Source organism: Paraburkholderia sp. Cpub6, from assembly GCF_014201065.1.
Classification (GTDB): domain Bacteria; phylum Pseudomonadota; class Gammaproteobacteria; order Burkholderiales; family Burkholderiaceae; genus Paraburkholderia; species Paraburkholderia tuberum.
The window spans coordinates 117,006-130,891 of record NZ_JACHDM010000016.1; the positions used below are offsets into that span (position 1 = coordinate 117,006).

The 13,886-nt window shown below is 65.4% G+C and carries 13 protein-coding genes; 9 read left to right on the plus strand and 4 right to left on the minus strand.

Going from position 1 to position 13,886, the window contains the following annotated elements:
• Positions 1-27 precede the first annotated feature (27 nt).
• The 5 genes from queA to secF all read left to right on the plus strand — a co-directional run bounded on the left by queA (position 28) and on the right by secF (position 6,095).
• Complete coding sequence (gene queA, locus HDG33_RS24285) at positions 28-1,086, plus strand: tRNA preQ1(34) S-adenosylmethionine ribosyltransferase-isomerase QueA (protein ID WP_184034518.1); 1,059 nt, start codon at positions 28-30, stop codon at positions 1,084-1,086.
• Positions 1,087-1,200: 114 nt separating this feature from the next.
• A complete protein-coding gene (gene tgt / locus HDG33_RS24290) occupies positions 1,201-2,391 on the plus strand; it encodes a tRNA guanosine(34) transglycosylase Tgt (RefSeq protein ID WP_184034521.1) in 1,191 nt (396 codons plus the stop codon).
• A gap of 195 nt (positions 2,392-2,586) precedes the next feature.
• Positions 2,587-2,916: a preprotein translocase subunit YajC gene (gene yajC, locus HDG33_RS24295; RefSeq protein ID WP_184034524.1), complete on the plus strand. Its 330-nt coding sequence runs from the start codon at positions 2,587-2,589 to the stop codon at positions 2,914-2,916.
• A 116-nt stretch (positions 2,917-3,032) separates the two neighbouring features.
• Complete coding sequence (secD, locus tag HDG33_RS24300; protein WP_184034527.1) at positions 3,033-5,126, plus strand: protein translocase subunit SecD; 2,094 nt, start codon at positions 3,033-3,035, stop codon at positions 5,124-5,126.
• Positions 5,127-5,144: 18 nt separating this feature from the next.
• Complete coding sequence (gene secF, locus HDG33_RS24305; protein ID WP_184034530.1) at positions 5,145-6,095, plus strand: protein translocase subunit SecF; 951 nt, start codon at positions 5,145-5,147, stop codon at positions 6,093-6,095.
• Positions 6,096-6,191: 96 nt separating this feature from the next.
• On the opposite strand, the gene HDG33_RS24310 is transcribed toward secF, so the two are convergent.
• From HDG33_RS24310 to HDG33_RS24325, 4 genes are all read right to left on the minus strand, one after another.
• Positions 6,192-7,469, minus strand: coding sequence for an MFS transporter (locus tag HDG33_RS24310; protein ID WP_184034533.1), 1,278 nt, complete (start codon positions 7,467-7,469; stop codon positions 6,192-6,194).
• Between the two features lie 269 nt (positions 7,470-7,738).
• Positions 7,739-8,308 (minus strand): YceI family protein, encoded by a 570-nt coding sequence (locus HDG33_RS24315; RefSeq protein WP_184034536.1) that lies wholly within the window; start codon positions 8,306-8,308, stop codon positions 7,739-7,741.
• Between the two features lie 111 nt (positions 8,309-8,419).
• Positions 8,420-8,983 (minus strand): YceI family protein, encoded by a 564-nt coding sequence (locus tag HDG33_RS24320; protein ID WP_184034539.1) that lies wholly within the window; start codon positions 8,981-8,983, stop codon positions 8,420-8,422.
• Between the two features lie 8 nt (positions 8,984-8,991).
• Complete coding sequence (locus tag HDG33_RS24325) at positions 8,992-9,552, minus strand: cytochrome b (protein WP_184034542.1); 561 nt, start codon at positions 9,550-9,552, stop codon at positions 8,992-8,994.
• A 445-nt stretch (positions 9,553-9,997) separates the two neighbouring features.
• On the opposite strand from HDG33_RS24325, the gene HDG33_RS24330 reads away from it, so the two are divergent.
• Genes HDG33_RS24330 through HDG33_RS24345 form a run of 4 tightly spaced genes read left to right on the plus strand, consistent with a single transcriptional unit; the run spans position 9,998 to position 13,871 of the window.
• A complete protein-coding gene (locus HDG33_RS24330) occupies positions 9,998-10,789 on the plus strand; it encodes a paraquat-inducible protein A (RefSeq protein WP_184034545.1) in 792 nt (263 codons plus the stop codon).
• A 7-nt stretch (positions 10,790-10,796) separates the two neighbouring features.
• On the plus strand, positions 10,797-11,447 hold the full coding sequence (locus tag HDG33_RS24335) for a paraquat-inducible protein A (RefSeq protein WP_184034548.1): 651 nt from the start codon (positions 10,797-10,799) through the stop codon (positions 11,445-11,447).
• Complete coding sequence (locus HDG33_RS24340; RefSeq protein ID WP_184034551.1) at positions 11,440-13,101, plus strand: intermembrane transport protein PqiB; 1,662 nt, start codon at positions 11,440-11,442, stop codon at positions 13,099-13,101. Before HDG33_RS24335 ends, HDG33_RS24340 begins: the two co-directional genes overlap by 8 nt.
• Entirely contained in the window at positions 13,098-13,871 is a 774-nt protein-coding gene (locus HDG33_RS24345; RefSeq protein ID WP_184034554.1) for a membrane integrity-associated transporter subunit PqiC, read from the plus strand. Before HDG33_RS24340 ends, HDG33_RS24345 begins: the two co-directional genes overlap by 4 nt.
• The last annotated feature ends 15 nt before the right edge of the window (positions 13,872-13,886 follow it).

Sequence of the window (13,886 nt, forward strand, 5' to 3'; positions counted from 1 at the left end):
AGTCCCAACCCGCTTCCAGTCGTTCGCATGTTTACGCTTTCCGATTTCGATTTCGATCTGCCGCCCGAGCTGATCGCGCAAGTCGCGCTGCCCGAGCGCAGCGCAAGCCGTCTGCTCGACGTGGACGCCGCAGGCGCCGCCGACGGCGCCGCGCGCCTGATCGACCGCCGCTTCACCGAACTGCCCGAGTGCCTCGCGCCGGGCGATCTGCTCGTCTTCAACGATACCAAAGTGCTGAAGGCGCGCTTCTTCGGCCAGAAGTCGAGCGGCGGCAAGATCGAAGTGCTGGTCGAGCGCCTGACTGGCGAGCGCAGCGCGCTCGCGCAGATCCGGGCGAGCAAGAGCCCGCAGGCGGGCACGACGATCCGTCTCGCGGATGCGTTCGACGTCACCGTCGGCGAGCGCGTCGATCAGTTCTACACGCTGCATTTCCCCGACGACTGCCTGACGCTGATCGAGCAGTACGGCCGTCTGCCGCTGCCGCCGTACATCGAGCACGACCCCGACGCGACCGACGAAACCCGCTATCAGACCGTATTCGCGCAGAACCCGGGCGCGGTCGCCGCGCCGACCGCCGGCCTGCACTTCGACGACACGCTGCTCGCCCGCCTCGACGCCCTCGGCATCGACCGCGCGACGCTGACGCTGCACGTCGGCGCGGGCACGTTTCAGCCGGTGCGCGTCGAAAACATCGCCGAGCACAAGATGCACAGCGAGTGGTATCACCTGCCGCAAGCGCTCGCGGACAAGATCGCCGCGACCAAAGCGCGCGGCAACCGCGTGATCGCGGTCGGCACGACGTCGATGCGCGCGCTCGAAGCCGCCGCGCGCGACGCCGAAGCCGCCGGCCATCCGCTCGGCGCGGCGAGCGCGGAAACCGACATCTTCATCACGCCGGGCTACCGGTTCCGCGTGGTCGACCGGCTGGTCACGAACTTCCATTTGCCGAAATCTACGCTGCTGATGCTGGTGTCGGCGTTCGCCGGCGTCGAGACGATTCGCGCCGCGTACCGTCATGCGATCGACGAGCGCTATCGTTTTTTCAGCTACGGTGACGCGATGCTGCTCACGCGGCGCGATGCATGAGCCGGTTCGAGCACTGCTTCAGCGTATTGGCAGTTTTCCTAGCCGCCGCGATCCCTCGTGGCGGTTTTCATTGATTGCGCCGGACTGTTTTCCGGTCGCCCAGGAGTGATCCCCATGACCCTTGGTCATCCCTCGCAACAGTCTGCCCACGAGCGCCCCGAGAACGGCCTCAAATTCGAACTGCTCGGCACCGACGGCCTCGCGCGCCGCGGCCGCGTCACGCTCAATCACGGCGTGGTGGAGACGCCGATCTTCATGCCGGTCGGCACCTACGGCACCGTGAAGGCGGTCCAGCCGCGCGAGCTCGACGAAATGCACGCGCAGATCATCCTCGGCAATACGTTTCACCTGTGGCTGCGACCCGGCCTCGAAACCATCGAGGCGCACGGCGGCCTGCACGGCTTCATGGGCTGGAAGAAGCCGATCCTGACCGACTCGGGCGGCTTCCAGGTGTTCTCGCTCGGCGATCTGCGCAAGATCACCGAGGACGGCGTCACGTTCGCGTCGCCGATCAACGGCGACCGGCTGTTCCTGTCGCCGGAAGTGTCGATGCAGATCCAGAAGGTGCTGAACTCGGACATCGTGATGCAGTTCGACGAATGCACGCCGTACGCGACCAACAACATCCCGACCTCGCACAAGGAAGCCGCCGAATCGATGCGCATGTCGATGCGCTGGGCGCAACGCTCGATCGACGAATTCGAGCGCCTCGGCAATCCGAATGCACTATTCGGCATCGTGCAGGGCGGCATGTTCGAGGATCTGCGCGACGAGTCGCTCGCCGGCCTCGCGGAGAAGAACTTCCACGGCCTCGCGATCGGCGGTCTGTCGGTCGGCGAGCCGAAGGAAGACATGATGCGGATCCTGAACCACGTCGGCCCGAAGCTGCCGGCCGACAAGCCGCACTACCTGATGGGCGTCGGCACGCCGGAAGACCTGGTGGCCGGCGTCGCGGCCGGCGTCGACATGTTCGACTGCGTGATGCCCACGCGCAACGCGCGCAACGGCTGGCTCTTCACGCGTTTCGGCGACATCAAGATCCGCAACGCGACGCACAGGAACTCGCTGCGCCCGCTCGACGATCAATGCGGCTGCTACACCTGCCGCAATTTCACGCGCGGCTATCTGCACCACCTGCATCGCGTCGGCGAAATTCTCGGCGCGCAGCTGAACACGATCCACAACCTGCATTACTACCTGGAACTGATGCAGGAAATGCGCGATGCGATCGAGGCGACACTGTTCGACGCGTTCCGCAAGCGTTTCCACGAAGACCGCGCGCGCGGCGTCGAACCGTCGTCCTGACGGCCCGCCACATGGATTGCGCATGCCGCACGCGGACAACTTACAATTTACTTTCGCCGGCCGCTGAATTTGCCCCGAATCGGACCTTTAAACGGTTGATCCCAAAGCCGATTTGCCGCGCCGGCGCGCGTGTGGCCGGTGGTAGAATAATCGGCTGATTTTTTTGATCGTTTGACTGATAACGGAGAGACCAACGTGTCGTTCATTTCCAATGCCTTCGCGCAAGGCGCAGCAGCAGGTGGTATCGAATCGAACCTGATGAGCTTCCTGCCGCTGATCCTGATGTTCGGCGTGCTGTACTTCATCATGATTCGCCCGCAAATGAAGCGTCAGAAGGAACATCGCAACATGCTCGCAGCGATGGCCAGGGGCGATGAAGTCGTGACGAACGGCGGCATCGTCGGCAAGGTGACGAAGGTGGGCGAAGCCTACGTCGGCATCGAAATCTCGGAAGGCACGGAAGTCACCGTGCAAAAGGCGTCGGTCACGACAATTCTCCCGAAGGGCACGATCAAGTCGCTGTAAGGCCTGCACTCCCCGCGTCCGGTGCGGCCTCGCCGGCGGTTCAGGCAGTTCGCTGAACGGCCCGCGCTCATCGCCGGACGCATCGCATCCAAGCCAACCTTCCCGTTGGACCACTCATGAATCGCTACCCCCTCTGGAAATATGCCGTGATGCTGGTGGCTCTGGTCATCGGCCTCGTGTACACGCTGCCCAATCTGTACGGCGAAGCGCCGGCGGTGCAGGTGTCGAGCGGCAAGGCCACGGTCAGACTCGACGCCGCCACACTAGCGTCGATCGAAGCCGCGCTCGCGGGCAATCACATCAAGCCGACCGCAATCACGTTCGACAACTCGCAGAACAACGCGAACATCCGCGTGCGCCTGACGGACACGGACACGCAGCTGCGCGTGAAAGACCTGCTGCAGAAGTCGCTCAATAGCGACCCGAACGATCCGCAGTACGTCGTCGCACTGAACCTGCAAAGCGCGTCGCCGACCTGGATGACCGCGCTGCGCGCGCTGCCGATGTACCTCGGTCTCGACCTGCGCGGCGGTGTGCACTTCCTGCTGCAGGTCGACATGGCCGGCGCGCTGAACAAGAAGCTCGACTCGGACGCCTCGGACGTGCGCACGCTCCTGCGCGACAACAACGTGCGCGACGGCGGCGTGAATCGCGTGAACCAGTCGGTGGTGGTGAATCTGGCCGACCAGGCCACGGCGGACGCGGCACTCAAGCTGCTCGGCCGCAGCGTCAGCGAACTGCAGTGGGCGTCGCAGCCGAACACCGGCGCGGACGGCGGCGTGCAGCTCGTCGGCACCTTTACGCCGGCCGTGCAGCGCGCGGTGCAGGACGCCGCGCTCAAGCAGAACATCACGACGCTGCATAACCGCGTGAACGAACTCGGCGTGGCCGAGCCGGTGATCCAGCAACAGGGCACGGACCGCATTGTCGTCGAGCTGCCGGGCGTGCAGGACACCGCGAAGGCGAAGGACATCATCGGCCGCACGGCGACGCTCGAAGCGCGCCTCGCCGATCCGGTCAACACGCATCCGAACCCGAACGACCCGGTGCCGCCGGGCGATGAACTCTTCACGCAAGGCAACCAGGCGCCGGTGCTGCTGCGCAAGCAGGTGATCTTCACCGGCGACCGCATCATCGACGCGTCGGCGGGCTTCGACGAGCATCAGCGTCCGTCGGTCAATATCCGTCTCGACTCGGCCGGCGGCCGCGCGGTGCGCGCGGTATCGCGTGACAACATCGGCAAGCCAATGGCGATGGTGCTGTTCGAGCGCGGCAAGGGCGAAGTGCTGACCGTCGCGACGATTCAGTCGGAACTGGGCGACCGCTTCCAGATCACCGGCCAGCCGACCCCGCAAGCGGCCGCCGACCTCGCGCTGCTGCTGCGCGCCGGTTCGCTCGCCGCGCCGATGGAAATCATCGAGGAACGCACGATCGGCCCGAGCCTCGGCGCCGACAACATCAAGAAGGGCTTCCACTCGGTCGTGTGGGGCTTCGCGGCCATCGCCGTATTCATGAGCGCGTACTACATGCTGTTCGGCGTGATCTCGATGATCGGCCTGTCCGTGAACCTGCTGCTGCTGGTCGCGGTGCTGTCGATGCTGCAGGCCACGCTCACGCTGCCGGGTATCGCCGCTATCGCGCTCGCGCTCGGTATGGCGATCGACGCGAACGTGCTGATCAACGAGCGCGTGCGCGAGGAACTGCGCCACGGCGCGCCGCCGCAACTGGCCATCCAGAACGGCTACGCGCATGCATGGGCGACGATTCTCGACTCGAACGTGACCACGCTGATCGCCGGCCTCGCGCTGCTCGCGTTCGGCTCCGGTCCGGTGCGCGGCTTCGCGATCGTCCACTGTATCGGCATTCTGACGTCGATGTTCTCGGCGGTGTTCTTCTCGCGCGGCCTGGTCAACTTCTGGTACGGCGGCAAGAAGAAGCTGAAGTCGCTGTCGATCGGCCAGGTGTGGCGTCCGCAAACGGCGGCGGCAGGCTCGGCCGCGTATGCCGGCAACACCCTCGGCGGCAGCGACGCCGCGACCGACACCGCGCAGGCCATCGCCACGGCGAAGGCGAAAGCGAAGGCAAGCTCGAAGGCACCGGCCGCAGCCGGCGCGCAGGGTCGCTCGAAGCCGACCGTGCGTCGCCGCAATGCGCCGGGCACGCCGACGTCGAATGACTCGACGCGGCAAAAACCGGGTTCATCCCGCTGAGTCCCGGAGAACAAGACCATGGAATTTTTCCGTTTCCGCAAAGACATTCCGTTCATGCAGCGCGCGTTGATCTTCAACGCGATCTCGCTGATCACCTTCCTCGCCGCCGTGTTCTTCCTCGTGCATCGCGGGCTGCATCTGTCGGTGGAATTCACCGGCGGTACCGTGATCGAGGTGCAGTATCCGGGCGCGGTGCCGCTCGACCCGGTGCGTAACACGCTCGGCAAGCTCGGCTATGCCGACGCGCAGGTGCAGAACTTCGGCTCCTCGCGCGACGTACTGATCCGTCTGCCGCTGAAGACGGGCTACACGTCCGCGCAGCAGAGCGACCAGGTGATGGGCGCGCTGAAGGCCGACACGCCGGAAGTGCAGTTGCAGCGCGTCGAGTTCGTCGGTCCGCAGGTCGGCAAGGAGCTCGCCACCGACGGTCTGCTCGCGCTCGCCTGCGTGGTGGCCGGCATCGTGATCTACCTGTCGTTCCGCTTCGAATGGAAGTACGCGATCGCCGGCGTGATCGCCAACCTGCACGACGTCGTCATCATTCTCGGCTTCTTCGCGTTCTTCCAGTGGGAGTTCTCGCTGTCGGTGCTGGCCGCGGTGCTCGCGGTGCTCGGCTATTCGGTCAACGAGTCGGTCGTTATCTTCGACCGGATTCGCGAAACCTTCCGCCGCGAACGCAAGATGACCGTGATCGAAGTGATCAACCACGCAATCACCAGCACGATGTCGCGAACCGTCATCACGCACGGCTGTACGCAGATGATGGTGCTGTCGATGTTCCTGTTCGGCGGCCCGACGCTGCACTACTTCGCGCTCGCGCTGACGGTCGGTATTCTGTTCGGTATCTACTCGTCGGTGTTCGTCGCCGCGGCTCTTGCCATGTGGTTCGGCGTCAAGCGCGAAGACCTGATCAAGGACAAGAAGGAACGCGTCGATCCGGACGATCCGAACGCGGGCGCCCAGGTTTGATGCGCGCGTAACCGCTGGGGATGCGCGGAATAAAAAAGGCCGGTTCTGTCGAACCGGCCTTTTGCGTTTACATACGCCGTCGTTACCGCCTCGTTCCTAGCGGAACCCCAGCTTGCGCCGTGCGCCGATCAGCGCCGCGATGCTCAGCAGCGCGGCAAACATCACGTAGTAGCTCGGCGCTGCCTTCGAACCGGTCGCGCTGATCAGCCACGCGATGATGAACGGCCCGAAGCCGCCGAAGATCGTCACCGCGATGTTATACGCGAGCGACATGCCGGTCGTGCGCGTCTGCACCGGGAATATCTCCGACAGCAGTCCCGGCGTCGCGCCGAAGTAGCCGCTGACGAGAAAACCGAACACGATCTGCCACACGATCAGCGTGCCGAAGCTCGGATGCGCGATCAGGAACGCGAACGCCGGATAGACGAGCACGAACAGCAGCACGGCCGCGCCCAGCATGATGCGTGTGCGTCCATGCAGGTCCGACCAATGCCCGGCCACCGGCGAGAACACCATCTGGATCAGACCCGTCACCGCGATCGCCGAGAACGCGACCGACGGCGCGAGGCCCAGTTGCCGCACGCCATAGGTCGGCATGAACAGCATCAGATACGCGGACACGGTCCCGAGGATCACCACGCCCATCGCGATCACGAGCCGCAGCTTCTGCGTCGCGAACGTATCGCGCAGCGGCGTCTGCGTCGTTTCGGCGGCGAGGAATTCGGGCGTCTCGTCGAGCCTGGTGCGGATGTAGAACGCAACGGGCCCGATCAGCAGACCGAAGAAGAACGGCACGCGCCAGCCCCACGATGCCATCTGTTCCGGCGACAGCTGGCCGGTCAGCAACGCGCCGAAACCGGCCGCGAGCAGCGTCGTCAGACCCTGGCTCGCCATCTGCCAGCTCGCGTAGAAGCCGCGCCGGCCCGGCACGTGCTCGGCGAGAAACGCAGTCGCGCTGCCGAATTCGCCGCCGGCCGAGAAGCCTTGCATCAGCCGCGCGAGCACGAGGATCAGCGGCGCGGCGAGACCGATGCTCTGGTAGGTCGGCAAAATCGCGATGATCAGCGTGCCGCTCATCATCAGCAGGATGGAAAGCGTGAGCGCCCCCTTGCGCCCGGCGCGGTCCGAGTACGCGCCGATCACGATCGCGCCGAGCGGCCGCATGAAGAACGACACGCCGAACGTGCCGAGCGTGAGCAGCAGCGATACGGTATCGTTGCCGGCCGGAAAAAACAGCTTGGAGATGGTCACGGCGAAAAAGCCGTACACCACGAGATCGAACCATTCGAGCGCGTTGCCGATCGAGGCGGCCACCACCGCGCGCCACGAATTCTGCCGGCTTCCCGCGACGCTTGCTGCTGTCGTTGCATTCATCCAGATCTCCTGTAGTGCGCGAAATATTTATCGACACGAACGCATAACGTCCGCCCGGGCCATCCCGGCAACGCGCAGCACCGGCATGACTGCTTGCGCTCTATTTAACTGAAAAAATAAAAGCGATGCGAGCGACAAATGGCCGAGGCGCGCCACCATGGCCGAGGCGTTCGCAACGGGCGACAAAAAACCGCTTCGTCGGTGAACGACCGAAGCGGTTTTCGTATTGCGGCGCAGCGCGGATCGAATCGCAACAGCGGCCGGCGCGCTTACTGCTGCTTGATACCTTCCGACTGGATATGCAGGCGCGTCTGCATGCTGAAGCCGTACTTCGCGCCGAACTCCATGCCGTAATCGGCGCGATTGAATTCGGTGCTCGCCTCGACGCCGCAGACTTCGCGCTTGAGGACCGGGTGCTGCATGCACTTGAACGAATCGATCTTCAGATTCACCGGCTTCGTGATGCCGCGAATCGTCAGCGTGCCGATCACCTCGACGGGCTTGTCGCCGTCGAACTTGATCTCGGTGCCCTTGTAGGTGACGGTCGGATACTTCTCGACGTCGAAGAACTCGGCGGCCCTCAGGTGATCGTCGAGCTTCGGGTTGCCGGTCTGCACCGAAGCGGGATCGACGGTGACGTCGACGGTGCCGGTTTTGGCGGCGCGATCGAGCGTCACCGTTCCCGTGGTCTTCGTGAATTTGCCGCGCCAGATCGACAGACCGCCAAAGTGGTCGGCCTCGAAGCTCGGAAACGTATGCATCGGATCAAGCAGATAGGTATCGGCGGCGAAGGCGCCGAGCGACAGCGACGAAGCCAGCGCGCCAACAGCGATCAACATGGACGTTTTCAATTCGTGCTCCTGTTTTGCGTTGAAAATCGCGGTGCAGCCTGCGGTGGGAAAGCGGCCGCGCCCCACGTGGCGCGGCAGACCTCGCGCACGCCGTGCGCGTTACTTGCGCGCGGCGACGATATGAAACTTGATCACGACCTCGTCGGCGACGACCGATGTGTCCTTCCATTCGCCGGTGCCGATGTCGAACTGCGAGCGCTTGATCGGCAGCGCGCCGTCGAAGGTCTGCATCGCGCCCTGCTGGCCAACCGTGACCGGCACCACGACCGTCTCCGACTTGCCCTTGATGGTCAGCTTACCGGTCACCTTGAACTGGCTGCCGCCGGCCGGCGCGATCGCGCTCGACACGAACGTCGCGCTCGGAAAGGTCTTCGCGTCGAACCATTCCTTGCCGCGCACCTGCTCGTTGTAGCTCTCGTCGCCGAGATCGTAGCTGGCGACGTCGATGTTGAGCTGCGCGCTGCCAACCGTCGGTTTGGCCGGATCGAAGCTGACCTGCGCCGTGAACTTGTTGAACTTGCCTTCGACCGGCACGTTCATCTGCTTCGAGGTAGCCGTCACCGAACTCTTCGCGACGTCGACCTGCGCGAGCGCCGCGCCCGCGGCGCTCAGCGACGCCGCTGCGAACGCGGCCAGCATGTACCGATAAAACGAACCCTTCATGGTTGTCCTTATTTGAGGAAAGGGAGCATGCGCGACAGCAGGCCGTCGCGATCGAGCCATTGATGCTTGAGCGCCGCCGCGGTGTGTAGCGCGACCAGCACGAGCAACGTGTAATTCAACGCGATGTGCAGGTTCTTCAGCACTTCCTTCAGGTGCGGATCGGGCGCGATGATTCGCGGCAGCGGAATCAGCCCGAGGTAGACGACCGGCACGTTCGCCGCCGAGCTATACAGATAGCCGGACACGGGAATCACGATCATCAGCACGTACAGCAACAGATGTGTGAGATGCGCGGCGCCACGCTGCCAGGTGGGCATGCGGCGCGGCATCGGCGGCGAGGCGTGGGTCGCGCGCCACAGGATGCGCACGATCGCGAGCGCGAACACGGTCACGCCGATCCATTTGTGCCACGAGAAATAGCGCAGCTTGGTGGGCGTGAAGCCCGGGATGTCGGTCATCACCCAGCCGAGCGCAAAGCCGCAGACGATCAGCAGTGCGATCAGCCAGTGAAACGCGATGGCGGTCCGCGTGTACGACTCCCGGGTACCGAACGATGGATTGAGTGTCATGACAGATCAACGCAGGCTGTTAGAAGTTAACGGCGCGCCGCGGCCAGCTATTCCGCGATCACCGCCGCGCATCGGCGCGGCGCGCGCGGCCGATGCGGCGGACATGATCGCCACAAAAGGCCGCCGGGCATGCCACGGGCGCCATCCTACCCCAAGCGCGAAAAGCTGGCTGGAGCGCGTCGGCGGAACGGGCCCGAATTTTGCGGCGAAATGGCCCCAAGGCGTCGCGCCACCGCCCTTGCGTTGAACGATTCGGGGACGGAAAGCCCCGAAGCGACGCCTTCTCAGGCCCGGACCAGCGCGCGCCGGGGACGGCGCCCCGCGCCGCGCGCGGCTCGCGTCGGTCGCGAGGCCGCCTTTGGTACTATTGCTGCTCACCGCCGCCCGCCCCCTCGTAACGAGCAGGCCTTACAAGCCGCCACTACGTCGTTAGCCCATCTGCCGCATGGAACATGACAACCTGATCGCGTGCCATGAATGCGATACGCTGTTCCGCAAGCCACGGCTTGTCGGGCGCGTCGCCGCGCGTTGTCCGCGCTGCGGCGCAACGCTCTATCGCGGCGTCTCGCGCAAGCTCGACGCGATCTGCGCACTGACGCTCGCCGCGCTGATCACGTTCGTGATCGCGCAGGGCTTTCCGATCGTCGAACTCGAAACCAACGGCATCACGTCACAGACTACGCTGTTCGGCGCGCTCGTCGCGCTGTGGGGCGAGGACATGGAGATCGTCGCCGTGATGGTGTTCTGCTCGACGATCCTCTTTCCGTTCACCGAACTCGTCGCGCTGCTGTACGTGCTGGTGCCGCTACGCGCCGGCTACGTGCCCGCGCACTTCAATCGCGTGCTGCGCGCGATCCAGTTCGTGCGGCCGTGGGGCATGATCGAAGTGTTCATGCTCGGCGTGCTGATCACGATCGTAAAGATGGTGAGCCTCGCGCGCGTGATTCCCGAGGCGGCGCTGTTCGCGTTCGGCGCGCTGACGCTGATGTTCGCGGTCGTCGTCACATTCGATCCGCGCGTGCTGTGGGATGTCGCCGACGAGATCGACGCGAGCGGCGATCGGCCGTTGCCGCGCACGTCGGCCGACAGCGCGGCGGTCGCGGTCGGCTCGCTCGCCGGTCCGCCGGCGCCGTCCGCGCGCGTCGCGGGCTCGACCAGCGGCAGCGCGGGTGGCACAACCAACAGCACGGCGGACGGCACCCCGCCCGGCTTGCCGCCCACGCCGCGCGAAGGATGAGCCCGCGATGAAATACGTCACCGCGAAACGCGCGGGCCTGCTGTCCTGCCATTCGTGCGGGCGCGTCGAACCGCGCATCCGCTCGGTCACGCCGCAGCACTGCGGCCGCTGCGGCGCGCATCTGCACTCGCGCAACCCCGACAGCCTGATGCGCACATGGGCACTGCTGATCGCCGCGGCGCTGCTGTATATCCCGGCGAACCTGCTGCCGGTGATGCACACGTCGTCGCTGCTCGGCTCCGAGGACGACACCATCATGAGCGGCGTCGTCTATTTCTGGACCTCCGGCGACTGGCCGCTCGCGATGATCGTGTTCATCGCCAGCATCCTGGTGCCGATGCTGAAACTTTCGGTGCTCGTGCTGCTCACCGTCACCGCGCAGCGCCGCTCGCGCTGGCGTCCGCAACAGCGCACGACGCTGTACCGGATGGTCGAGCGGATCGGCCGCTGGTCGATGCTCGACGTGTTCGTCGTCACGCTCACCGTGGCGCTCGTGCGTTTCAAATCGCTGGCCGTGATCACGGCCGGCCCGGGCGCGATCGCGTTCGGCTCGGTTGTGATCCTGACGATGCTGGCCTCCATGCAATTCGATCCACGCCTCATCTGGGACCCCGTGGAAAGCCGTACCCCAACACCTCAGGATCTCGACCATGACTAGCCCGCAAGGACCGACGCCCGCCTCCGATGATGCGCCGCGCAACGATTCGAACGGACCCAGACTGCCGCCCCAACTGCCCGACCCCGAGATCGAGCCACGCAGCCGCTGGCTGCCGTCGCTCGTCTGGGTGATTCCGCTGATTGCCGCGCTGATCGGCATCGCGCTCGTGATCAGGTCGGTGACCGAGCGCGGACCCGTGATCACGATCAGCTTCGTCAGCGCGGAAGGGCTCGAGCCGGGCAAGACCAAGGTCAAGTACAAGGACGTCGACGTTGGTGCGGTGAAGACGATCACGCTGTCGCAGGATCTGTCGCACGTGCTCGTGCAGGTGCAGTTGACCAAGGAAGGCGGAAAGTTCGCGGTCAAGGACTCGCGCTTCTGGGTGGTGCGTCCGCGCGTCGGCGCGAGCGGCGTGTCGGGTCTGACGACGCTGCTGTCGGGCTCGTACATCGGCGCCGACGCGGGCCGCTCGACCGAAAGCGAGAGCAACTTCGTCGGCCTCGAAACGCCGCCGCCCATCACCGGCGACCAGAAAGGCCACCAGTACACGCTGCACGGCGATTCGCTCGGCTCGATCGACATCGGCTCGCCGATCTTCTACCGGCGCGTGCAGGTCGGTCAGGTGGTCGGCTTCTCGCTCGACAGGGACGGCACCGGCGTGACGATGCGTGTGTTCGTGTCGGCGCCGTTCGACCAGTACGTCGGCACCAACACGCGCTGGTGGCATGCGAGCGGCGTCGATCTGCGGCTCGATTCGAGCGGCTTCAAGCTGAATACGCAGTCGCTCGCGACGGTGATCGTCGGCGGTCTGTCGTTCCAGTCGCCGCCCGGCCAGAACATGGGCCCGCAGGCGCCGAACAACCAGACCTTCCGCCTCGGCTCGGACGAAGCGGACGCGATGCGCGAACCAGACGGCGTGCCTTTGCGCGTCGTGATGAACTTCAACCAGTCGCTGCGCGGGCTGTCGATCGGCGCACCGGTCGATTTCCGCGGCATCGTGCTCGGCCAGGTGACCAATATCGGCATCGACTACGATCCGAAGACGCAGAGCTTCACGATGCCGGTCACGATGAACCTGTACCCGGACCGCCTCGGCAAGCGCTTTCGCGAGAGCTCGCCGCAGCCGGGCACGCTCGCCGGCGAGAACCTGATGCAGGAACTCGTCAGGCACGGCCTGCGCGGCCAGTTGCGCACCGGCAACCTGATCACGAGCCAGCTGTACGTGGCGCTCGATATCTTCCCGAAAGCGCCGCCGGCCAAGGTCGACGTGACGACCGATCCGCTCGAGCTGCCGACCATTCCGAACACGCTCGACGAATTGCAGCTGCAGGTCGCCGACATCGCGAAGAAGCTCGACAAGGTGCCGTTCGACCAGATCGGCGCGAATCTGAACACCGCGCTGAAGAACGCCGAACAGCTGTTCTCGCGTCTCGACAAGGAAGTCGTGCCGCAGGCGCGCGACACGCTGACGGCCGCGAAGCAGACCTTCAGTTCGGCCCAGGCAACCTTGCAGCAGGATTCGCCGATGCAGTCCGACGTTCATCAGGCGTTGCAGGAACTGACGCGCACGTTGCAGTCGCTGAACGCGCTGTCGGACTACCTCGAGCGTCATCCCGAATCGCTGTTGCGCGGTAAATCAGGAGATAAACCATGATGTTTGCCCGGCTCCCCCGTCCGCCGCGCGCGCTCGTGCGCGGTGCCGTACGCGGCGTCGCGTACGGCACCGCACTGGCTGCGGCTCTCGCCATCGCGGCGTGCTCGTCGCCGTCGAGCCGTTTCTATACGCTGGGTGGCGCGGATAGCGCAAGCACCGCCGCGAATGGCGCCGCGCCGGCCGTCGCGCGCACGAGCGCCGCGCCTGCCTGGCTGATCGAAGTCGCGCCGGTCAACGTGCCGCCGCAGGTGGCGAGAAATCAGCTGGTCGTGCAGACCGGGCCGACTCAGGTGCAGTTGCTCGAACAGGAGCGTTGGGCGTCGCTGCCCGGCGATGAAATCCGCCGCGCGCTGTCGACGAATCTGACGCAGCAGCTCGGCACCATCGATACGTTCGGCACCGCGCACCCCGACGACGCGGCCGTGTACCGGATCGCCATGAACGTGCAGCGCTTCGAGTCGTGGCCCGGCTCGCATGCGTTGATCGATGCGGTGTGGAGCGTGCGGGCCGTGCGCAGCAATGCGGTGATGACGTGTCGCAGCGTGGTCAGCGAGACGGTTGGCGGCGGCTACGACGCGCTCGTCGATGGACATCGGCGCGCGCTCGCGGAAGTGTCGACACAGATCGCGATGGGGGTGCGCGCGATGGCGGCAACGGCCGTCGCTTCCACGAACACGACGGGCCGGCCTTCGTCTTCGGCCAGACCGGCCGCGGCGCCGGCCGTGCCGCCCTGTCCTTCGGCGGGAACGGCCGCGGGAGCCGGCGCCTGACAGGCCCGGCTGGCG

Coding starts and splice junctions, on each gene's coding strand:
- HDG33_RS24330 (WP_184034545.1), top strand. CDS start 9,998: ATGGAACATGACAACCTGATCGCGTGCCATGAATGCGATACGCTGTTC.
- secF (WP_184034530.1), top strand. CDS start 5,145: ATGGAATTTTTCCGTTTCCGCAAAGACATTCCGTTCATGCAGCGCGCG.
- HDG33_RS24335 (WP_184034548.1), top strand. CDS start 10,797: ATGAAATACGTCACCGCGAAACGCGCGGGCCTGCTGTCCTGCCATTCG.
- HDG33_RS24310 (WP_184034533.1), bottom strand. CDS start 7,469: ATGAATGCAACGACAGCAGCAAGCGTCGCGGGAAGCCGGCAGAATTCG.
- queA (WP_184034518.1), top strand. CDS start 28: ATGTTTACGCTTTCCGATTTCGATTTCGATCTGCCGCCCGAGCTGATC.
- HDG33_RS24325 (WP_184034542.1), bottom strand. CDS start 9,552: ATGACACTCAATCCATCGTTCGGTACCCGGGAGTCGTACACGCGGACC.
- HDG33_RS24315 (WP_184034536.1), bottom strand. CDS start 8,308: ATGTTGATCGCTGTTGGCGCGCTGGCTTCGTCGCTGTCGCTCGGCGCC.
- tgt (WP_184034521.1), top strand. CDS start 1,201: ATGACCCTTGGTCATCCCTCGCAACAGTCTGCCCACGAGCGCCCCGAG.
- HDG33_RS24320 (WP_184034539.1), bottom strand. CDS start 8,983: ATGAAGGGTTCGTTTTATCGGTACATGCTGGCCGCGTTCGCAGCGGCG.
- secD (WP_184034527.1), top strand. CDS start 3,033: ATGAATCGCTACCCCCTCTGGAAATATGCCGTGATGCTGGTGGCTCTG.
- HDG33_RS24340 (WP_184034551.1), top strand. CDS start 11,440: ATGACTAGCCCGCAAGGACCGACGCCCGCCTCCGATGATGCGCCGCGC.
- HDG33_RS24345 (WP_184034554.1), top strand. CDS start 13,098: ATGATGTTTGCCCGGCTCCCCCGTCCGCCGCGCGCGCTCGTGCGCGGT.